We start from the raw sequence: 19,730 nt of genomic DNA, 5'->3' as shown, positions 1-19,730 counted from the left end.
GGTGATCCGCTCACGGCCGGGAGGAACGCAATAGTCGTACCGGTGTGGTCCCCCATACGAGAGGGGCCCCCGAGGCCTCTGGGAGGGCCGTGGAAGCGGCTGGAGCGGGGCCGCGAAACGGATTTGGGCGAACGGTCGCCGAGCGTGTAATGTCTTCATCGCTCGCCCCAATAGCTCAGTCGGTAGAGCGTCTCCATGGTAAGGAGAAGGTCTACGGTTCGATTCCGTATTGGGGCTCTGGTGTGAAAGGTTCCCGTCGCAAGATGGGAACTGATCGCATCACAGCGGTGTAGCTCAGTCGGTAGAGCAAGCGGCTCATAATCGCTGTGTCACCGGTTCAAGTCCGGTCACCGCTACTGACAGTAGCCGATTGCGGGGTCGGTCCTTCGATCGGCTACTCTGTTATGCGTTCATAGTCCCATCCGTTCGTCAAGGAGCACTCCTGTGGCTGCCACCGACGTCCGCCCGAAGATCACGCTGGCCTGCGTGGAGTGCAAGGAGCGGAACTACATCACCAAGAAGAACCGGCGTAACAACCCGGACCGACTGGAGATGAAGAAGCACTGCCCGCGTTGCAATGCGCACACCGCGCACCGCGAAACGCGATAAGAAACAGGCTCGTACACGAGGCCGTCCCCGAAGTCTGGGGGCGGCCTCGCGTCGTTCCCCACACAGCAGCACGAACATCAACAGCGGCAGGAACAGCAGGAGGTACCGGGCCATGGCGCTCGACCAGTCCTTCGTGGGGCGGACCTACCCGCCCACCGACCCGTACGAGGTGGGCCGGGAGAAGATCCGCGAGTTCGCGGAGGCGGTGGGCGACGCCAATCCGGCGTACACGGACCCGGAGGCCGCCAAGGCGCTCGGTCACTCCGATGTGATCGCCCCGCCGACCTTTGTCTTCTCCATCACGTTCAAGGCCGCCGGACAGGTCGTCCAGGACCCGCAGCTCGGCCTCGACTACAGCCGCGTCGTACACGGCGACCAGAAGTTCGTCTACGTCCGCCCCGTGCGCGCCGGCGACCGGCTCAAGGTCACCTCCACGATCGAGGCGATCAAGTCGATGGCGGGCAACGACATCCTGGACATCCGCGGCGAGGTCCACGACGAGGCGGGCGAGCACGTCGTGACCGCCTGGACCAAGCTCGTGGCCCGCGCGGCGGAGGAGAGCTGACATGACGGCGAAGATCGCGTACGACGACATCGAGGTCGGCACCGAACTGCCGGCCCAGGCCTTTCCCGTGACCCGCGCCGCCCTCGTCCAGTACGCGGGTGCCTCCGGGGACTTCAACCCGATCCACTGGAACGAGAAGTTCGCCAAGGAGGTCGGGCTCCCCGACGTCATCGCGCACGGCATGTTCACCATGGCCGAGGCGATCCGCGTGGTCACCGACTGGACCGGCGACCCGGGCGCGGTCGTCGAGTACGGCGTCCGCTTCACCAAGCCCGTCGTCGTCCCGAACGACGACCAGGGCGCGACCGTCGAGGTCAGCGCCAAGGTCGCCGCCAAGCTCGACGACAACACGGTCCGCGTGGACCTCGTGGCGATGAGCGCCGGCCAGAAGGTGCTCGGGATGTCACGGGCGGTCGTACGACTGGCCTGATCGGTCGGGGGTATCGGCCGCGGTGGGTTGAGGTAAGGGGCGTCGGTCGTGGCGGCGCCCCTTACTCGCGAGCCAGGAGCCCGATTTCTTCGACCCACACGGGGAACGGCATCTCGTCCGGCTGGGGCGTGTCCGCGGCGCGGAAGGCCTCGACGATGGGCGCGAGGTCGTACGTCGGCCGGTAGGCACCGCCGAACGGCAGCTCCGTCGTCGGCAGCGCGGCCGTGGAGCACCGGAGTGCGCCCGCTTGGGCGTCGTGCCAGACGGAGAACGTCACGGCTCCCGGGAACCCCGGCTCGCGGACCCGGCAGCGGAGTGCTTCGGCCGTGCGCTCGAAGGCGGTCACCACGGCGGCGACGGGGAGGGGCGGCCCGTCGGCGGGCTCCGGGCCCAGCCCCCAGGTGTTGGTGTCCACCTCCTCGGTCCGGTCGGCCGGGTTCAGGGTCAGCGGTTCGTCGGCCAGTTCCGCGATCCAGGTCAGCAGCACGGGAGCAGTATCCCGGCCGCCGTCCCGGACCGTCGCCGGGTCCGCCAAGTCCTCCGAACCCCACCCCTTGACGTAGTTAGTGATTGAGTACTAACTTTCTCGTATGGTCAGGATGAGCGCAGAAGAGAGGCGCGAGAGCGTCATCCGCGCGGCGATCGCCGAGTTCGCGCAGCGGGGGTACTACGGCACCTCCACCGAGGCGATCGCCAAGCGGGTCGGGGTTTCGCAGCCGTATCTCTTCCGGCTCTTCCCGGGGAAGAAGGCGATCTTCGCGGCGGCCTCGCTCAGGTGTGTCGAGGACGTGTGCCGGGTCATGGAGGAGTCGTCCAAGGGGCTGGAGGGCGAAGAGGCCCTGCACTCCATGGCGAACGGTTACGTGCGGCTCATCACGGAGCACCCCGAGAAGCTCCAGATGCAGATGCAGACGTACATCACGGTGGCCGCCGCCGAGGCGGAGGGTGACCACGAGTTCGGCGAGGTCGTGCGGAAGGGCTGGATGAAGCTCTGGGACACCGTGCATCTGCCCCTGGGGGCGGATGTGGACCAGACCACGACCTTCCTGGCGTACGGAATGCTGATCAACACCCTTGCGGCCATGGGTTTTCCGCCGGAGCACCGGGTCTGGGAGGGGTTGTACCCGGAGGCCCGTGTCACCGGTCGGCTGGAGAAGTCGTAGCGGCGGGCAAGAGGCGGATTCTGCGCCTCTTCATGACCGCAAAAGTTAGTCATCAATAACTAATCATCGGTATCAATCGCCCTTTGGGGGAGCGATGTCAGAGCAGCAGTCACCTCGTCGCGGGGGAGCCGTCTGGGCCCTCGTCATCACCAGCGTCGCCGGATTCATGGCGGCCCTCGACAACCTCGTCGTCACCACCGCCCTGCCCTCCATCCGCAAGGACCTCGGGGGCGCGCTGGACGACCTGGAATGGACCGTGAGCGCCTACACGCTCACCTTCGCGGTCCTGCTGATGTTCGGCGCCGCGCTGGGCGACCGGTTCGGGCGTCGGCGGCTCTTCCTCGTCGGCATCTCCGTCTTCACCGTCGCCTCCGCCGCCGCGGCCATGGCACCCGGCATCGACTCCCTGATCGCCGCCCGCGCGGTCCAGGGTGTCGGCGCGGCGATCATGATGCCGCTGACCCTGACCCTGCTGACCGCCGCGGTCCCCGTGGCCAAGCGCGGGATGGCGTTCGGCATCTGGGGCGCCGTCAACGGACTCGCCGTCGCCTCCGGGCCCCTCATCGGCGGCAGCCTCACCGAACACATCTCCTGGCACTGGATCTTCTGGCTGAACGTTCCGTTGGGCCTCGCCCTCCTCCCGCTCGCCCGCCTCCGCCTCGCCGAGTCGCACGGCTCCGGCGCCCCGCTCGACGTCCCCGGCACCCTGCTCGCCAGCGGCGGCCTCTTCGGCATCGTCTACGGCCTGGTCCGCGGCCCCGCCGACGGCTGGACCAGCCCGTTCGTCCTGACCGGTCTGTTCGCCGGCGCGGCCCTGCTCACCGGGTTCGTGCTCTACAGCACCCGCGCCAAGAACCCCATGCTCCCGATGCGCCTGTTCCGCTCCCGCGCCTTCGCCGGCATCAACGCCGCGAGCCTGCTGATGTTCCTCGGGATGTTCGGTTCGATCTTCCTGCTCAGCCAGTACATGCAGGGCGTCCTCGGCTACTCGCCCACCGAGGCGGGCCTGCGGATGCTCCCCTGGACCGGTATGCCGATGCTCGTCGCGCCCATCGCCGGCATCCTGTCCGACCGCATCGGCGGCCGCCCGGTCGTCGCCGCCGGCCTCTTCCTCCAGGCCCTCGGCCTCGGCTGGATGTCCGTCGTGGCCACCGCCCACGCCTCCTACGCCGCCCAGCTGCCCGCCCTGATGATCAGCGGCGTCGGCATGGCCCTGTACTTCGCCCCGGCCGCCAACCTGGTCATGTCCAGCGTCCGCCCGCAGGAACAGGGCATCGCCTCCGGTGCCAACAACGCCCTGCGCGAGGTCGGCGGCGCACTCGGCATCGCGATCATGTCGTCGATCTTCGCCGCCCAGGGCAGCTACGCCTCCGGTCAGTCCTTCGTGGACGGACTGCGGCCCGCCCTGGTCACGGGCGCGGCGGTGGTGGCCCTCGCCGGAGTCGCCGCCCTGGCGATACCGACCAGGCGCCACACCGCACGGCTGACGGCGATCGCGTCCGACGCCGACTCCGCGCCCACCGGTTCGGCCGCGGCCCTGGAGACCGCCGCCCACTGAGCCCGACAACCGGCACGCGCGCGTACGGCCCCGTCCTCACCGGCGGGGCCGTACGCGCGCGTGCCGGTCGGCGTACGGCGGCCCGGGGACGCGTCACGGCCAGGTGTGCCCGCGGCGCCCGGCGCTGTCAGTGCCGTCTCGTAGGCTTGGGCGCGTGCTGGAACTTCACGATGCTCCCCTCGCCCCGCTGACCACCTTCCGGCTGGGTGGACCCGCGGCCCGGCTCGTCACCGCGACCACCGACGCCGAGGTGATCGACGCCGTGCGCGCGGCCGACGACTCCGGGACACCGCTGCTGGTCATCGGCGGCGGGTCGAACCTGGTCATCGGCGACAAGGGCTTCGAGGGCACCGCCCTGCGCATCGCCACCCGGGGCTTCGAACTCGACGGCACACGGCTGGAGTTGGCGGCCGGCGAGGTGTGGACCGACGCCGTCGCCCGCACCGTGGAGGCCGGGCTCGCCGGGGTCGAGTGCCTCGCCGGGATCCCCGGATCGGCCGGCGCGACCCCGATCCAGAACGTGGGGGCGTACGGCCAGGAGGTCTCCGCCACCATCACCGAGGTCACCGCGTACGACCGCCGGGCCCGCGAGACGGTCACCCTCACGAACGAGGAGTGCGCCTTCTCGTACCGGCACAGCCGCTTCAAGGCCGACCCCGAGCGTTATGTCGTGCTGCGCGTCCGCTTCGAGCTGGAGGACGCCGAGGGGCTGTCGGCGCCGGTCAAATACGCCGAGACCGCCCGTGTCCTCGGCGTCGAGCCCGGCGCGCGCGTGCCGCTCGCGCAGGCCCGCGAGACCGTCCTCGCGCTGCGCGCCGGCAAGGGCATGGTCCTGGACCCCGAGGACCACGACACCTGGTCGGCCGGTTCCTTCTTCACCAACCCGATCCTCACCGACGAGCAGTTCACCGCGTTCCACGCGCGCGTGAAGGAGCGTCTCGGGGAGAGCGCGGAGCCGCCCGCGTACCCGGCGGGGGAGGGCCACACCAAGACCTCCGCCGCCTGGCTGATCGACAAGGCGGGCTTCACCAAGGGGTACGGCAGCGGACCCGCCCGCATCTCCACCAAGCACACCCTCGCCCTCACCAACCGCGGCGAGGCGACCACCGAGGACCTGCTCGCCCTCGCGCGCGAGGTCGTCGCCGGTGTGCACGGCACGTTCGGGATCACGCTCGTCAATGAACCGGTGACGGTCGGCGTCAGCCTCTGACACGGCTCTCCGGAGAGCCTCAACAGACCCTCTCCGGAGGGCTTCAATAAGCCACCCCCACCCCCTGCTTCACCGTCCGCGGATCGTCGGCCATCGTCAGCATCGCGTGCGCGACATCCGCCCGGCCGATGAACCGGCCCTTGTCCGGGAAGCCGTCCACCACCGTGCGGTACCTGCCGGTCACCGGCTTGTTCTGCAGGCGGGGCGGGCGGACGCTCGTCCAGTCGGTGGCACTGGCGGCCAGGGCCGCCTCCATCTCCCGTAGATCGTCGTACACGTCCTTCAGGAGCGCCGAGATCAGCCCGCGCACGGTGCGGTCCAGGAGGCCCGCGCCCTCCGGGTCCGGGCCGATCGGGCCGGCGCTCACCACCAGTACCCGGCGCACCCCCTCCGCCTCCATGGCCGCCAGGACCGCCCGTGTGAGCCGGGTCGCGATCCCCGCGTCCTTGCGGCTGCGCGCGCCGAGCCCGGACAGGACCGCGTCCCGGCCCGCGACCGCCGGGCGTACCGCCTCCGGGTCGGTGAGATCCGCGCGGACCACGTCGAGGCCCGCGCCCCGCACGGTCAGCCGCGCCGGGTCCCGTACGACCGCCGTGACCTCGTGGCCCGAGGCCAGCGCCTGGCGGACGATCTCCTGGCCGATGCCTCCGGTGGCACCGAAAACGGTGAGTTTCATGGCGCACTCCTGCCCCTGAACGAGGTGGGTGAGTATTTACTCACCCCTGTCTCCCTCTAGAGTGGGTAAGTACTCACTCACCCGTCAAGCCCGAACGGACCGCACATGGAATCCTTGGGCCCCATGCAGCAGAAACCGGCCGCCGAGCCCGCCGCGCAGAAACCCGCCCGGGTCCGCATCCTCGACGCCGCCCACGCGTTGATGCTCACCGTCGGCCTGGCCAAGGCGACCACCAAGGAGATCGCGAAAGCCGCGGGCTGCTCCGAAGCCGCGCTCTACAAGTACTTCGCCAGCAAGGAGGAGCTGTTCATCAGCGTCCTCACGGAACGGCTGCCCCGGCTGACCCCCCTGCTGCGCAGCCTCGCCGCCGAACCCGGCCGGCACTCCCTGGCGGACAACCTCACCGAGATCGCCCGCCAGGCGGCCCTCTTCTACGAACAGAGCTTCCCGATCGCGGCCTCCCTGTACGCCGAGACCCAGCTCAAGCGCCGCCACGACGAGGCGCTGCGCCGGCTCGGCTCCGGCCCCCACAAGCCGATCGAGGCCCTGGACGCCTATCTGCGCGCCGAACAGACCGTCGGCCGCGTCCGCCCCGACGCGGACACCTTCGCGGCCGCGTCCCTCCTCCTGGGCGCCTGCGCCCAGCGCGCGTTCGCCTACGAGGCCGCGGGCACCGGCGCCCGCCCGCCCGTGGACGAGTTCGCGCCCCGCCTGGCCCGGACGCTGCTGGGCGGAATCTCCGTTGCCGAGACCCCCTCCTGACCGGGACCCTTGCCCCATGAGGCACCCCGAATGGAGCTGAGACTCCGCCAGTTCAGGCCCCGGACCGGCCCGCACGAACACCGGGTCGTCCAGCCCGGGCAGCCCCTGCGCCACACCTCACTGCGCGACCCGGCGCCGTTCGGGATGCTCCTGGGGGACCACGACGGGCTGAACCGGCTGGCCGGGCTGTTCTCGTTCGCCGCGCACTCCCGGCACACGATCGTGCACATCCCGCTGCGGGACGGCGTGCCGCCCGACGAGGGGTGCGGGGAGCTGGTCGATCTGGTGGTGGCCCACCAGGAGGCGGGGCTACGGCCCTCCAAGTGGCCCGAACTGCGGCGCTCGCTGGGGCGCGGGACCCCGCTCACCGTGCGCACGGACGAGGCCCGTACCGAGCGCCACGCGCGCGCGTGGGAGGAGCGGCCGTACGCCCGTGGGCAGTTGCGGCACACCACGCACGCGCGTACGTACTTCCTCATCGGCGACCGTGACGTCCTCGCCACCGCCGCCGGACACTTCGCCTACGCGGCCGGCTGGGGGCCGCGGGAGAAGCGGGTCGTCAAAGGGCACTCGGCCTATGTGACCTCCTTGAGCAGCGAACTGCTTCCCTACCCGCACGGCTCGCGCTGCCCCGAGGTCGCGATCTGTTTCAAGCCGTATCCGCCCTACGCCCACTTCAAGCGACCGGGGCACTGAGCCAGTCGTCGATGCCCGACAGGAGCTTGGTCTTCATGTCCTCCGGGGCGGCCGATCCGCGGACCGACTGCCGGGCCAGTTCGGCCAGTTCGCGGTCCGAGAAGGCGTGGTAGCGGCGGGCGATCTCGTACTGGGCGGCCAGTCGGGAGCCGAAGAGGAGCGGGTCGTCGGCGCCGAGCGCGAGGGGGACGCCGGCCTCGAAGAGGGTCCGTAGGGGCACGTCCTCGGGCTTCTCGTAGACGCCCAGGGCCACGTTCGAGGCCGGGCAGACCTCGCAGGTGATGCCCCGGTCGGCGAGGCGCTTGAGCAGACGCGGGTCCTCCGCCGCGCGCACGCCGTGGCCGATACGGGTCGCATGCAGGTCGTCCAGGCAGTCCCGCACCGAGGCCGGGCCCGCCAGCTCGCCGCCGTGCGGCGCGGACAGCAGGCCACCCTCCTGGGCGATCGCGAAGGCCCGGTCGAAGTCCCGTGCCATACCCCGGCGTTCGTCGTTCGAGAGGCCGAAACCGACCACTCCGTGGTCCGCGTACCGCACCGCCAGCCGAGCCAGCGTGCGCGCGTCCAGGGGGTGCTTCATCCGGTTCGCGGCCACCAGCACCCGCATCCCGAGCCCGGTCTCACGGGAGGTCGTCTCCACCGCGTCCAGGATGACCTCAAGCGCCGGGATCAGCCCGCCGAGGCGCGGTGCGTACGACGTCGGGTCCACCTGGATCTCCAGCCAGCCCGAGCCGTCCCTGACGTCCTCCTCGGCGGCCTCGCGGACCAGTCGCTGGATGTCCTCGGGCTCCCGCAGACACGACCGCGCCGCGTCGTACAGCCGCTGGAAACGGAACCAGCCCCGCTCGTCCGTGGCCCGCAGCTTCGGCGGCTCCCCGCTGGTCAGCGCCTCGGTCAGGGCGTCGGGCAGGCGTACGCCGTACTTGTCGGCGAGCTCCAGCACGGTGGTCGGCCGCATCGACCCGGTGAAGTGCAGGTGCAGATGGGCTTTCGGCAGTTCAGAGACATCACGTACACGCTCCATCCGGGAATCCTGCCGTACGTTCCTGTCCTCCCGGTACCGCTTTCCCCGATCGTGGTCTTGCTCGCACACAGCAGCGGGCCGCCTCCCCGGAGGGAAACGGCCCGCACACGCGCGTGGAGCACGAAAAACGTCAGTCCTTGGCCTCCGCCAGCAGCTTCTGGATCCGGCTGACACCCTCGACGAGGTCCTCGTCACCCAGGGCGTACGACAGCCGCAGGTAACCGGGGGTCCCGAAGGCCTCGCCCGGGACGACCGCGACCTCCGCCTCCTCCAGGATCAGCGCGGCCAGCTCGACCGAGTCCTGCGGGCGCTTGCCGCGGATCTCCTTGCCGAGCAGCGCCTTGACCGTCGGGTAGACGTAGAACGCGCCCTCGGGCTCCGGGCAGAGCACGCCGTCGATCTCGTTGAGCATCCGCACGATGGTCTTGCGGCGGCGGTCGAAGGCCTCGCCCATCTTCGCCACGGCGTCCAGGTTGCCGGAGACGGCGGCCAGCGCGGCGACCTGGGCCACGTTCGAGACGTTCGAGGTGGCGTGCGACTGGAGGTTGGTCGCGGCCTTGACGACGTCCTTCGGGCCGATGATCCAGCCCACCCGCCAGCCGGTCATGGCATACGTCTTGGCGACGCCGTTGACCACGATGCACTTGTCGCGCAGCTCCGGGAGGATCGCGGGCAGCGAGGTGAACTTGGCGTCGCCGTAGACGAGGTGCTCGTAGATCTCGTCCGTCATGACCCACAGGCCGTGCTCGACGGCCCAGCGGCCGATCGCCTCGGCCTCGGCCTCGCTGTAGACGGCGCCGGTCGGGTTGGACGGGGAGACGAAGAGGACGACCTTGGTGTTCTCGGTGCGGGCCGCCTCCAGCTGCTCGACGGTGACGCGGTAGCCGGTCGTCTCGTCGGCGACGACGTCCACGGGGACACCGCCCGCGAGGCGGATCGACTCCGGGTACGTCGTCCAGTACGGCGCGGGGACGATGACCTCGTCGCCCGGGTCGAGGATCGCGGCGAAGGCCTCGTAGATCGCCTGCTTGCCGCCGTTGGTGACCAGGATCTGCGAGGCGTCCACCTCGTAGCCCGAGTCGCGCAGCGTCTTCGCGGCGATCGCGGCCTTCAGCTCCGGCAGACCGCCGGCCGGGGTGTAGCGGTGGTACTTGGGGTTCGAGCAGGCCTCGATGGCGGCCTGGACGACGTAGTCCGGGGTCGGGAAGTCCGGTTCACCCGCGCCGAAGCCGATCACCGGACGTCCGGCGGCCTTGAGGGCCTTTGCCTTGGCGTCCACGGCGAGGGTGGCGGACTCGGAGATCGCGCCGACTCGGGCGGAGACCCGGCGCTCGGTGGGAGGGGTTGAGGCGCTCATGGGGCCCATCGTTTCAGACCGGAAACCCGCCCGGCACACCGGTTTCACAGACTGAACAGGATGGGGAAGGCACTGAACAACCGTCCGGATTCCCGCCCCGGCCTGGGCGATCTTCCTCCGGCGATCCCCGTACAGGCACTTTCTGTTCGACGACCGGCCCCGGAGCACGTACACTCCTAGCTCGTTGGCCTTCAACAGCCGCGCCCTACCAGGTGCACACCGAGCACCCGGGCGGATGCGGTACGTTGGGGACGTCACAAAGGGTCGTAGCTCAATTGGTAGAGCACCGGTCTCCAAAACCGGCGGTTGGGGGTTCAAGTCCCTCCGGCCCTGCTACACACACCTTCACCAGGATGTGTGCGCAGCGCATGTACGTACAGCAATGCACCGCCGTGCGGCTCAGACCGGGCGCGGCACGGCCACGACCCGGGAACAGGTGAGGATGAATGGCGGACGCCGTGGGCTCCATCGACATGCCTGATGCCCAGGACGAGGTGTCGGAGTCCAAGAAGAAGGCCCGCAAGGGCGGCAAGCGCGCCAAGAAGGGCCCGCTGAAGCGCCTCGGTATCTTCTACCGCCAGATCATCGCGGAACTCCGCAAGGTCGTCTGGCCGACGCGCAACCAGCTGACGACGTACACGACGGTTGTCATCGTCTTCGTCGTCATCATGATCGGTCTGGTGACCGTGATTGACTATGGACTCAATCACGCCGCGAAGTACGTCTTCGGCTGAGGCCGGAAGCGAAGGGCGCCCTGACCGGCGCCCCTTTCGCGTGTTCCACCCCCATGTATCCAGGAAGAAGCAGCCACGTGTCTGACCCGAACCTGAACGAGGCCGTCGAGCCGGACGAGTCCGTGGAAGACGAACTCGACATCGTCGAGGGCGCGGACGAGGAGCTGGACGAGGTCGAGGCTGCGGACGCCGACGCGGGCGAGCCGGCCGAGGAAGCCGCCGTTCACGTCGAGGACGAGGACGCGGAAGCGACCGAGGACCTCGACGACGAGGCCACGGCCGAGGACGACGAGGAAGAGGCCGAGCCGGCCGAGCCCGTCGACCCCGTGGTCGCCCTGCGCGAGGAACTGCGGCTCCTGCCCGGCGAGTGGTACGTCATCCACACGTACGCCGGTTACGAGAACCGCGTGAAGACCAACCTGGAGCAGCGCGCCGTCTCGCTGAACGTCGAGGACTACATCTTCGCGGCCGAGGTGCCGCAGGAAGAGGTCGTCCAGATCAAGAACGGCGACCGCAAGACCATCAAGCAGAACAAGCTCCCGGGCTACGTCCTGGTCCGCATGGACCTGACGAACGAGTCCTGGGGTGTCGTCCGCAACACCCCCGGCGTCACCGGCTTCGTGGGCAACGCCTACGACCCGTACCCGCTGACCCTGGACGAGATCGTCAAGATGCTCGCCCCGGAGGCCGAGGAGAAGGCCGCGCGTGAGGCCGCCGAGGCCGAGGGCAAGCCGGTTCCGCAGCGCAAGGTCGAGGTCCAGGTGCTGGACTTCGAGGTCGGCGACTCGGTCACCGTCACCGACGGCCCGTTCGCGACGCTCCAGGCGACCATCAACGAGATCAACGCCGACTCGAAGAAGGTCAAGGGTCTCGTCGAGATCTTCGGTCGCGAGACGCCGGTGGAGCTCTCCTTCGACCAGATCCAGAAGAACTAGTTCTTCCTGGACATACGTCTTCCGAGCAGGTCAGACGGGCTGTCAAAAGCCTCTCTGACCTGCTCGGTTTTTGGCCGTGCACAGATACCCGTTATCGTTGTGCGGTATGCCTCCATCCGGATTAACCGGACGGAAGCTGAACACTCTCACTAGGACCCGGAGAGAGCACATGCCTCCCAAGAAGAAGAAGGTCACGGGGCTCATCAAGCTCCAGATCCAGGCCGGCGCGGCCAACCCGGCTCCGCCGGTCGGCCCCGCGCTGGGTCAGCACGGCGTCAACATCATGGAGTTCTGCAAGGCCTACAACGCGGCGACCGAGTCGCAGCGTGGCTGGGTGATCCCGGTGGAGATCACGGTCTACGAAGACCGCTCCTTCACCTTCATCACCAAGACTCCGCCGGCCGCGAAGATGATCCTCAAGGCCGCGGGTGTCGAGAAGGGCTCCGGCGAGCCGCACAAGACCAAGGTCGCCAAGATCACCCAGGCGCAGGTCCGCGAGATCGCCACGACCAAGATGCCCGACCTCAACGCCAACGACCTGGACGCCGCGTCGAAGATCATCGCCGGCACCGCCCGTTCCATGGGCATCACGGTCGAGGGCTGACACCCACCTCGTAGGAAACCCCGTGGCAGGGCCTGCTCGGCCCACACCACGACTCCTCAGAACACACAGGAGCAGTAGTGAGCAAGCGCAGCAAGTCTCTCCGCGCTGCGGACGCCAAGATCGACCGGGAGAAGCTCTACGCCCCGCTCGAGGCCGTGCGTCTCGCCAAGGAGACCTCCACCTCCAAGTTCGACGGCACCGTCGAGGTCGCCTTCCGTCTGGGTGTCGACCCGCGCAAGGCCGACCAGATGGTCCGTGGCACCGTGAACCTCCCGCACGGCACCGGTAAGACCGCCCGGGTCCTGGTCTTCGCGACCGGTGACCGTGCCGAGGCCGCGACCGCCGCTGGCGCCGACATCGTCGGTTCCGACGAACTCATCGACGAGGTGGCGAAGGGTCGGCTGGACTTCGACGCCGTTGTCGCCACCCCGGACCTCATGGGCAAGGTCGGCCGCCTCGGCCGCGTGCTCGGTCCCCGTGGTCTCATGCCGAACCCCAAGACCGGCACCGTGACGCCGGACGTGGCCAAGGCCGTCAACGAGATCAAGGGCGGAAAGATCGAGTTCCGCGTCGACAAGCACTCGAACCTGCACTTCATCATCGGCAAGTCGTCCTTCGACGACACCCAGCTGGTGGAGAACTACGGCGCGGCCCTGGACGAGATCCTCCGTCTGAAGCCGTCCGCCGCCAAGGGTCGTTACATCAAGAAGGCCGCGATCAGCACCACGATCGGCCCCGGCATTCCGCTCGACCCGAACCGCACCCGCAACCTCCTCGTCGAGGAGGACCCGGCCGCCGTCTGAGCCTCCCGCTCACCTCGGTAGCCGCGTCGGGTACGCGTCAGAACCGGGACGAGCCCCGCAACCTTCGGGTTGCGGGGCTCGTCCTCTTTTCGTACGGGGTGTCAGTGCCCTGCGCTAGCGTTCTTGGCAGGCACAGCAATCGCATAGGGGTGGGGACGAATGAAGAGCACGACCGTGCGCCGGGTGGGCCTCTCGATCGCGGTGGCGACCGCGCTGGCCTCGGTGGCCGCCTGTGGTTCCTCGGGGTCCTCCGGGAGCTCCGGCAAGGACGACAAGGCCCTCGGCAAGGGCGCGACCCGGGTGAGCCCCATAGCGGCCCTGCGCAGCGCCGAGCAGTCCACCGACAAGGCGGACTCCGCGAAGGTCGAGTCCTCCACGGTCATGGGCTCCCTGATGTCCATGAACGCCAAGGGCAACCTCGGCTGGGGCGACGGCCTCACCGGCACCCTCACGATGACGTACACCGGCGGCACGCTGGCCGACACGATGCGCGCGGCCGGCAGCACGTCGATGGAGGCCCGCTATCTGCCGGATGCCTACTACGCGAAGATGGGCGAGAAGTTCGCCGCGCAGGCGGGTGGCAAGCACTGGCTGAAGTACGCGTACGACGACCTGGCCAAGCTCGGCGGCAGCTCCGGCGCGTACCTCAAGGACCAGATGCAGAACTCCACGCCGAACCAGTCGGTGAAGCTCCTGCTCGCCTCCGGGGACGTGAAGAAGGTCGGTACGGAGTCGGTGCGCGGCCGGCAGGCCACCCACTACTCGGGCACGGTGAACGTCGCGGACCTCGCCGCCAAGAACTCCAACCTCACCGCGAGCCAGCTCGCCGGCCTGAAGAAGCAGCTCACCGCGGCCGGCGTCACCACGGAGCAGGTCGACATCTGGGTCGACGCCCAGGACCTGCTGGTCAAGAAGGTCGAGAAGGGCCAGATGTCCTCGGGGCAGTACACCCAGACCGCCTACTACAGCGACTACGGCGTGAAGGTCGACGCGACCGTGCCCCCGGCGAGCGACACCGAGGACTTCACGGCGCTGCTGAAGAAGCAGGGCCTGACCCCGGGCAGCGCGGACACGGCGACGGGGTCCGGCACGAGCTCCTGAGCTCCTGAGACGCACGCAGCCTCGGCCGGGCTCGGTTCCGGCCGGGTCCAACTCCGCCGGGCTCAACTCCGGCCGGGCCCAAGGGACTTCACCGGGGCCCGCGGGAATCGAGGGGCGCCCGGGGCTGGGCCGTACGGGCGGATTTGCTTCAGTCCGTGACGCTCGCGTACGCTGGTCCAGAAGCCAAAGACCGCTGGTCGTTGCCGTGCCTGTCACAGGGTGTGGTGACCGAAGGATCCGCTGAACAGTGGACGACCCGCGCAGGTGAACTGGATGTGCTCCCGGGATGTTGTTTCCGGTCGAGCTACGCCCCGTGCGCCTGCGCCGGGGCGTTTTCTCTGTCCCAGCCCCTTCTGAGCGGTCCTCATCACCCGGAAGGAGGCCGACGCTCTATGGCAAGGCCCGACAAGGCTGCCGCGGTAGCCGAGCTCGCGGGACAGTTCCGCGACTCGAACGCCGCCGTGCTGACCGAGTACCGGGGTCTCACCGTGGCGCAGCTCAAGACGCTGCGTCGTTCGCTCGGTGAGAACGCCCAGTACGCCGTGGTGAAGAACACGCTGACCAAGATTGCGGCCAACGAGGCCGGGATCTCTACGCTCGACGACCTGTTCAACGGTCCGACGGCGGTCGCCTTCATCACCGGTGACCCGGTGGAGTCGGCGAAGGGTCTTCGTGACTTCGCCAAGGACAACCCGAACCTCGTCATCAAGGGCGGTGTCCTTGACGGCAAGGCGCTGTCCGCCGACGAGATCAAGAAGCTCGCGGACCTCGAGTCCCGCGAGGTTCTGCTCTCCAAGCTGGCGGGTGCCTTCAAGGGCAAGCAGACTCAGGCTGCGCAGCTCTTCCAGGCGCTCCCGTCGAAGCTCGTCCGCACGGTGGACGCCCTTCGCGCCAAGCAAGAAGAGCAGGGCGGTGCCGAGTAATTCGGCTCGCAGCATGACCGCCGCCTGAGGCTCCGCGCCCCACGGCAACGGTCGTAGCGGGCCGAACGTACGCCCGCCAGACATGTACACCCCGGCACCAGCCGAAAATTAGTGGAAGGAAGCCATCGTGGCTCTCACCCAGGACGAACTGCTCGCCGAGTTCGAGACGATGACCCTCATCCAGCTTTCCGAGTTCGTGAAGGCGTTCGAGGAGAAGTTCGACGTCACCGCCGCCGCCGCGGTCGCCGTTGCCGGCCCCGCCGCCCCGGGCGCCCCGGCCGAGGCCGAGGCCGAGCAGGACGAGTTCGACGTCATCCTCACCGGCGCCGGCGAGAAGAAGATCCAGGTCATCAAGGTCGTGCGTGAGCTGACCTCGCTGGGTCTCAAGGAGGCCAAGGACCTCGTGGACGGCGCCCCGAAGCCCGTCGTCGAGAAGGTCGCCAAGGACGTCGCCGAGAAGGCCGCCGAGTCCCTCAAGGCCGCCGGCGCCTCCGTCGAGGTCAAGTAACACCGTTGAGGCCGTGAACGAGGTCTCAGGACCTTGTAACGCCTAAGCACCGAAGAGCGATCATCCATCTGGGTGGTCGCTCTTCGGCGTTCCTGGGTCGGGTGAGCGGCAGCCTTGCGATCAGGGGTTCGCGGAGTATGGTGATCTTCTTCGTGCCTCCGAGCATCCCTGGTGGCATGTGGTGTGGGCCATGGAGGCCTTGACGAACCGCACGCAGCGCGCAATTCTCAGGACGCGTCGTCACAACGATCCGAATCCGAGGCATGGATCGGCGGCGAAGAGGGCAGTATCAACGCGTTGAGGACGTGAGCTTGCCGAGGGTGTTGAGCACGACGAGGGTCTCAAAAAAGCGGGGCTGGACATCAGTGCGCCAAGTGGCTACACTGACCCTTTGCGCTGCCTGTTAGCTGCTCCCTGCCCGTCACCAGGGGCATGCCCTCACTTGAGCATCGATGACCGGACCAACTCTGACCTGGCCTTTCCGGGCCGTCTCAGGAAGTCCATGTCTCTTTGCCCCTGAGAGGGGCCGGTACGCGCGTAGTGAGTCCGAGCCCTCGGAAGGACCCCCTCTTGGCCGCCTCGCGCACTGCCTCGACCGCGAATATGAACAACGGCGCCAGCACCGCCCCGCTGCGCATCTCCTTTGCAAAGATCAAGGAGCCCCTCGAGGTTCCCAACCTGCTCGCGTTGCAGACCGAGAGCTTCGACTGGCTGCTCGGCAACACCGCCTGGCAGAGTCGGGTCGAGGCGGCTCTGGAGTCGGGTCAGGACGTCCCCACCAAGTCCGGTCTGGAGGAGATCTTCGAGGAGATCTCTCCGATCGAGGACTTCTCCGGGTCGATGTCGCTGACCTTCCGCGACCACCGTTTCGAACCTCCGAAGAACAGCATCGACGAGTGCAAGGAGCGCGACTTCACGTACGCCGCCCCGCTCTTCGTAACCGCTGAGTTCACCAACAACGAGACCGGCGAGATCAAGTCCCAGACGGTCTTCATGGGCGACTTCCCGCTCATGACCAACAAGGGCACCTTCGTCATCAACGGCACCGAGCGTGTCGTCGTGTCGCAGCTGGTCCGCTCGCCGGGCGTCTACTTCGACTCCTCGATCGACAAGACGTCCGACAAGGACATCTTCTCCGCCAAGGTGATCCCGTCCCGGGGTGCCTGGCTGGAGATGGAGATCGACAAGCGCGACATGGTCGGTGTCCGCATCGACCGCAAGCGCAAGCAGTCCGTCACCGTCCTGCTCAAGGCTCTCGGTTGGACGACCGAGCAGATCCTGGAGGAGTTCGGCGAGTACGAGTCCATGCGCGCCACCCTGGAGAAGGACCACACCCAGGGCCAGGACGACGCGCTCCTCGACATCTACCGCAAGCTGCGTCCGGGCGAGCCCCCGACCCGCGAGGCCGCGCAGACGCTTCTTGAGAACCTCTACTTCAACCCGAAGCGCTACGACCTCGCCAAGGTCGGCCGCTACAAGGTCAACAAGAAGCTGGGCGGCGAAGCCCCGCTGGACGCCGGCGTCCTGACCGTCGAGGACATCATCTCGTCGATCAAGTACCTGGTGAAGCTGCACGCCGGCGAGACCGAGACCGTTGGCGACAACGGCACGACGATCGTCGTCGAGACCGACGACATCGACCACTTCGGCAACCGTCGTCTGCGCAACGTCGGCGAGCTCATCCAGAACCAGGTCCGTACGGGCCTGGCGCGTATGGAGCGCGTCGTCCGCGAGCGGATGACCACCCAGGACGTCGAGGCGATCACGCCGCAGACCCTGATCAACATCCGGCCGGTCGTCGCCTCCATCAAGGAGTTCTTCGGCACCAGCCAGCTGTCGCAGTTCATGGACCAGAACAACCCGCTGTCGGGTCTCACCCACAAGCGCCGTCTGTCGGCTCTTGGCCCGGGTGGTCTCTCCCGTGAGCGGGCCGGCTTCGAGGTCCGTGACGTGCACCCCTCGCACTACGGCCGCATGTGCCCGATCGAGACCCCTGAAGGCCCGAACATCGGCCTGATCGGCTCGCTCGCCTCCTACGGCCGGGTCAACGCGTTCGGCTTCGTCGAGACGCCGTACCGCCGGGTCACCGACGGTGTCGTCACCGACGAGGTCGACTACCTGACGGCCGACGAAGAGGACCGATTCGTCATCGCGCAGGCCAACGCGCCGCTCGGGGACGACTTCCGGTTCGAGGAGACCCGCGTCCTGGTCCGCCGTCGTGGCGGAGAGGTCGACTACGTCCCCGGTGACGACGTCGACTACATGGATGTCTCCCCGCGCCAGATGGTGTCCGTCGCGACCGCGATGATCCCCTTCCTGGAGCACGACGACGCCAACCGTGCCCTCATGGGCGCGAACATGATGCGTCAGGCCGTGCCCCTGATTAAGTCCGAGGCGCCGCTGGTCGGCACCGGCATGGAGTACCGCTGTGCGGTCGACGCCGGTGACGTCCTGAAGTCGGAGAAGGACGGTGTGGTCCAGGAGGTCTCCGCGGACTACATCACCACCGCCAACGACGACGGCACGTACACCACGTACCGCCTCGCGAAGTTCTCCCGCTCCAACCAGGGCACCTCCGTCAACCAGAAGGTTGTCGTGGACGAGGGCGCCCGGGTCATCGCCGGCCAGGTGCTGGCCGACGGTCCGGCGACCGAGTTCGGCGAGATGGCGCTCGGCAAGAACCTGCTCGTGGCGTTCATGCCCTGGGAGGGTCACAACTACGAGGACGCGATCATCCTGTCGCAGCGCCTCGTGCAGGACGACGTCCTCTCCTCGATCCACATCGAGGAGCACGAGGTCGACGCCCGTGACACCAAGCTGGGCCCCGAGGAGATCACCCGGGACATCCCGAACGTCTCCGAGGAGGTCCTCGCCGACCTCGACGAGCGCGGCATCATCCGTATCGGTGCCGAGGTCGTCGCCGGTGACATCCTCGTCGGCAAGGTCACGCCCAAGGGTGAGACCGAGCTGACCCCCGAGGAGCGCCTGCTCCGCGCGATCTTCGGCGAGAAGGCGCGCGAAGTGCGCGACACCTCGCTGAAGGTGCCGCACGGCGAGATCGGCAAGGTCATCGGCGTCCGCGTCTTCGACCGCGAGGAGGGCGACGAACTGCCGCCCGGCGTCAACCAGTTGGTCCGGGTGTATGTTGCGCAGAAGCGCAAGATCACCGACGGCGACAAGCTGGCCGGCCGTCACGGCAACAAGGGTGTTATTTCGAAGATCCTGCCCATCGAGGACATGCCGTTCCTCGAGGACGGAACTCCGGTCGACATCATCCTGAACCCGCTGGGTGTCCCGTCCCGAATGAACCCGGGACAGGTCCTGGAGATCCACCTCGGCTGGCTCGCCAGTCGCGGCTGGGACGTCTCCGGTCTCAGCGAGGACTGGGCCCGCCGGCTCCAGGTCATCGGCGCCGACCAGGTCGCGCCGGGTACCAACGTCGCGACCCCGGTCTTCGACGGTGCCCGCGAGGACGAGATCTCCGGTCTCTTCGAGGCCACGATCCCGAACCGCGACGGCGACCGCCTGGTCCAGGCCTCCGGAAAGGCCAACCTGTTCGACGGCCGCTCCGGCGAGCCGTTCCCGGAGCCGATCTCGATCGGCTACATGTACATCCTGAAGCTGCACCACCTGGTCGACGACAAGCTGCACGCCCGTTCGACCGGTCCGTACTCGATGATCACCCAGCAGCCGCTCGGTGGTAAGGCGCAGTTCGGTGGTCAGCGCTTCGGCGAGATGGAGGTGTGGGCGCTTGAGGCTTATGGCGCCGCGTACGCCCTCCAGGAGCTGCTGACGATCAAGTCCGACGACGTCACCGGCCGCGTGAAGGTCTACGAGGCCATCGTCAAGGGCGAGAACATCCCCGAGCCCGGCATCCCCGAGTCCTTCAAGGTGCTCATCAAGGAGATGCAGTCCCTGTGCCTCAACGTGGAGGTGCTGTCCTCGGACGGCATGTCCATCGAGATGCGCGACACCGACGAGGACGTCTTCCGCGCGGCGGAAGAGCTCGGCATCGACCTGTCCCGGCGCGAGCCGAGCAGCGTCGAAGAGGTCTGACGGGAGTCCGGAGACCTGC

General features: G+C 68.3%; 20 protein-coding genes and 3 tRNA genes. 19 read left to right on the top strand and 4 right to left on the bottom strand.

Features of this window, described 5'->3' with window-relative positions; translation table 11 throughout:
• Positions 1 to 164: 164 nt before the first annotated feature.
• The 5 genes from ACIBK4_RS07135 to ACIBK4_RS07115 all read left to right on the top strand — a co-directional run bounded on the left by ACIBK4_RS07135 (position 165) and on the right by ACIBK4_RS07115 (position 1,604).
• Positions 165 to 237 (top strand) — tRNA-Thr (locus ACIBK4_RS07135).
• Positions 238 to 283: 46 nt separating this feature from the next.
• Positions 284 to 356: transfer RNA gene (locus ACIBK4_RS07130), tRNA-Met, on the top strand.
• Between the two features lie 88 nt (positions 357 to 444).
• Complete coding sequence (gene rpmG, locus ACIBK4_RS07125) at positions 445 to 609, top strand: 50S ribosomal protein L33 (RefSeq protein ID WP_003948671.1); 165 nt, start codon at positions 445 to 447, stop codon at positions 607 to 609.
• Between the two features lie 112 nt (positions 610 to 721).
• Positions 722 to 1,174, top strand: coding sequence for a MaoC family dehydratase N-terminal domain-containing protein (locus ACIBK4_RS07120; RefSeq protein ID WP_398992821.1), 453 nt, complete (start codon positions 722 to 724; stop codon positions 1,172 to 1,174).
• 1 nt (position 1,175) lies between these two features.
• Positions 1,176 to 1,604: a MaoC family dehydratase gene (locus ACIBK4_RS07115; RefSeq protein WP_398992819.1), complete on the top strand. Its 429-nt coding sequence runs from the start codon at positions 1,176 to 1,178 to the stop codon at positions 1,602 to 1,604.
• Between the two features lie 61 nt (positions 1,605 to 1,665).
• On the opposite strand, the gene ACIBK4_RS07110 is transcribed toward ACIBK4_RS07115, so the two are convergent.
• Positions 1,666 to 2,091, bottom strand: coding sequence for a hypothetical protein (locus tag ACIBK4_RS07110; RefSeq protein WP_398992817.1), 426 nt, complete (start codon positions 2,089 to 2,091; stop codon positions 1,666 to 1,668).
• Positions 2,092 to 2,194: 103 nt separating this feature from the next.
• Here ACIBK4_RS07110 and ACIBK4_RS07105 point away from each other — a divergent pair, with 103 nt between their 5' ends.
• The 3 genes from ACIBK4_RS07105 to ACIBK4_RS07095 all read left to right on the top strand — a co-directional run bounded on the left by ACIBK4_RS07105 (position 2,195) and on the right by ACIBK4_RS07095 (position 5,535).
• Entirely contained in the window at positions 2,195 to 2,767 is a 573-nt protein-coding gene (locus ACIBK4_RS07105) for a TetR/AcrR family transcriptional regulator (RefSeq protein WP_398992815.1), read from the top strand.
• Between the two features lie 94 nt (positions 2,768 to 2,861).
• Positions 2,862 to 4,325 (top strand): DHA2 family efflux MFS transporter permease subunit, encoded by a 1,464-nt coding sequence (locus tag ACIBK4_RS07100; protein ID WP_398992813.1) that lies wholly within the window; start codon positions 2,862 to 2,864, stop codon positions 4,323 to 4,325.
• Positions 4,326 to 4,479: 154 nt separating this feature from the next.
• A complete protein-coding gene (locus ACIBK4_RS07095; RefSeq protein WP_398992811.1) occupies positions 4,480 to 5,535 on the top strand; it encodes a UDP-N-acetylmuramate dehydrogenase in 1,056 nt (351 codons plus the stop codon).
• A 43-nt stretch (positions 5,536 to 5,578) separates the two neighbouring features.
• Here ACIBK4_RS07095 and ACIBK4_RS07090 read toward each other — a convergent pair whose 3' ends face one another.
• Positions 5,579 to 6,211, bottom strand: coding sequence for an NAD(P)-dependent oxidoreductase (locus tag ACIBK4_RS07090; protein ID WP_398992809.1), 633 nt, complete (start codon positions 6,209 to 6,211; stop codon positions 5,579 to 5,581).
• 123 nt (positions 6,212 to 6,334) lie between these two features.
• Between ACIBK4_RS07090 and ACIBK4_RS07085 the strand changes: the two genes are divergently transcribed.
• Both ACIBK4_RS07085 and ACIBK4_RS07080 read left to right on the top strand, forming a co-directional pair.
• Entirely contained in the window at positions 6,335 to 6,973 is a 639-nt protein-coding gene (locus ACIBK4_RS07085) for a TetR/AcrR family transcriptional regulator (protein ID WP_398992807.1), read from the top strand.
• Between the two features lie 30 nt (positions 6,974 to 7,003).
• On the top strand, positions 7,004 to 7,669 hold the full coding sequence (locus tag ACIBK4_RS07080; RefSeq protein ID WP_398992805.1) for a hypothetical protein: 666 nt from the start codon (positions 7,004 to 7,006) through the stop codon (positions 7,667 to 7,669).
• Here ACIBK4_RS07080 and ACIBK4_RS07075 read toward each other — a convergent pair.
• Both ACIBK4_RS07075 and ACIBK4_RS07070 read right to left on the bottom strand, forming a co-directional pair.
• Positions 7,650 to 8,690 carry an adenosine deaminase gene (locus ACIBK4_RS07075; protein WP_398992803.1) on the bottom strand — a complete coding sequence of 347 codons (1,041 nt, stop codon included), beginning with the start codon at positions 8,688 to 8,690 and terminating at the stop codon, positions 7,650 to 7,652. The two genes, ACIBK4_RS07080 and ACIBK4_RS07075, sit on opposite strands and share 20 nt — an antisense overlap.
• 130 nt (positions 8,691 to 8,820) lie before the next feature.
• Positions 8,821 to 10,047 carry a pyridoxal phosphate-dependent aminotransferase gene (locus tag ACIBK4_RS07070; RefSeq protein WP_033279974.1) on the bottom strand — a complete coding sequence of 409 codons (1,227 nt, stop codon included), beginning with the start codon at positions 10,045 to 10,047 and terminating at the stop codon, positions 8,821 to 8,823.
• 260 nt (positions 10,048 to 10,307) lie between these two features.
• Between ACIBK4_RS07070 and ACIBK4_RS07065 the strand changes: the two genes are divergently transcribed.
• The 9 genes from ACIBK4_RS07065 to rpoB all read left to right on the top strand — a co-directional run bounded on the left by ACIBK4_RS07065 (position 10,308) and on the right by rpoB (position 19,711).
• Positions 10,308 to 10,380 (top strand) — tRNA-Trp (locus ACIBK4_RS07065).
• 113 nt (positions 10,381 to 10,493) lie between these two features.
• Positions 10,494 to 10,781, top strand: coding sequence for a preprotein translocase subunit SecE (gene secE, locus ACIBK4_RS07060; RefSeq protein ID WP_200679112.1), 288 nt, complete (start codon positions 10,494 to 10,496; stop codon positions 10,779 to 10,781).
• A gap of 77 nt (positions 10,782 to 10,858) precedes the next feature.
• Positions 10,859 to 11,716 carry a transcription termination/antitermination protein NusG gene (gene nusG, locus ACIBK4_RS07055; protein WP_033279975.1) on the top strand — a complete coding sequence of 286 codons (858 nt, stop codon included), beginning with the start codon at positions 10,859 to 10,861 and terminating at the stop codon, positions 11,714 to 11,716.
• 169 nt (positions 11,717 to 11,885) lie between these two features.
• Positions 11,886 to 12,320, top strand: coding sequence for a 50S ribosomal protein L11 (gene rplK, locus ACIBK4_RS07050; protein ID WP_030359033.1), 435 nt, complete (start codon positions 11,886 to 11,888; stop codon positions 12,318 to 12,320).
• A gap of 77 nt (positions 12,321 to 12,397) precedes the next feature.
• Positions 12,398 to 13,123: a 50S ribosomal protein L1 gene (gene rplA, locus ACIBK4_RS07045; protein WP_366431021.1), complete on the top strand. Its 726-nt coding sequence runs from the start codon at positions 12,398 to 12,400 to the stop codon at positions 13,121 to 13,123.
• A gap of 159 nt (positions 13,124 to 13,282) precedes the next feature.
• Positions 13,283 to 14,224, top strand: a complete 942-nt coding sequence (locus ACIBK4_RS07040) for a hypothetical protein (protein ID WP_398992799.1) — start codon at positions 13,283 to 13,285, stop codon at positions 14,222 to 14,224.
• A 392-nt stretch (positions 14,225 to 14,616) separates the two neighbouring features.
• Complete coding sequence (gene rplJ / locus ACIBK4_RS07035) at positions 14,617 to 15,147, top strand: 50S ribosomal protein L10 (protein ID WP_033279978.1); 531 nt, start codon at positions 14,617 to 14,619, stop codon at positions 15,145 to 15,147.
• Positions 15,148 to 15,271: 124 nt separating this feature from the next.
• Positions 15,272 to 15,655 (top strand): 50S ribosomal protein L7/L12, encoded by a 384-nt coding sequence (gene rplL / locus ACIBK4_RS07030; RefSeq protein WP_106970986.1) that lies wholly within the window; start codon positions 15,272 to 15,274, stop codon positions 15,653 to 15,655.
• A 570-nt stretch (positions 15,656 to 16,225) separates the two neighbouring features.
• Positions 16,226 to 19,711 (top strand): DNA-directed RNA polymerase subunit beta, encoded by a 3,486-nt coding sequence (rpoB, locus tag ACIBK4_RS07025; RefSeq protein WP_366431022.1) that lies wholly within the window; start codon positions 16,226 to 16,228, stop codon positions 19,709 to 19,711.
• Positions 19,712 to 19,730: the final 19 nt, after the last annotated feature.

The organism is Streptomyces sp. NPDC050528 (assembly GCF_044457795.1).
Classification (GTDB): domain Bacteria; phylum Actinomycetota; class Actinomycetes; order Streptomycetales; family Streptomycetaceae; genus Streptomyces.
The sequence above is the reverse complement of the archived record's forward strand: the minus strand, read 5'-3'. Positions and strand labels throughout refer to the sequence as shown.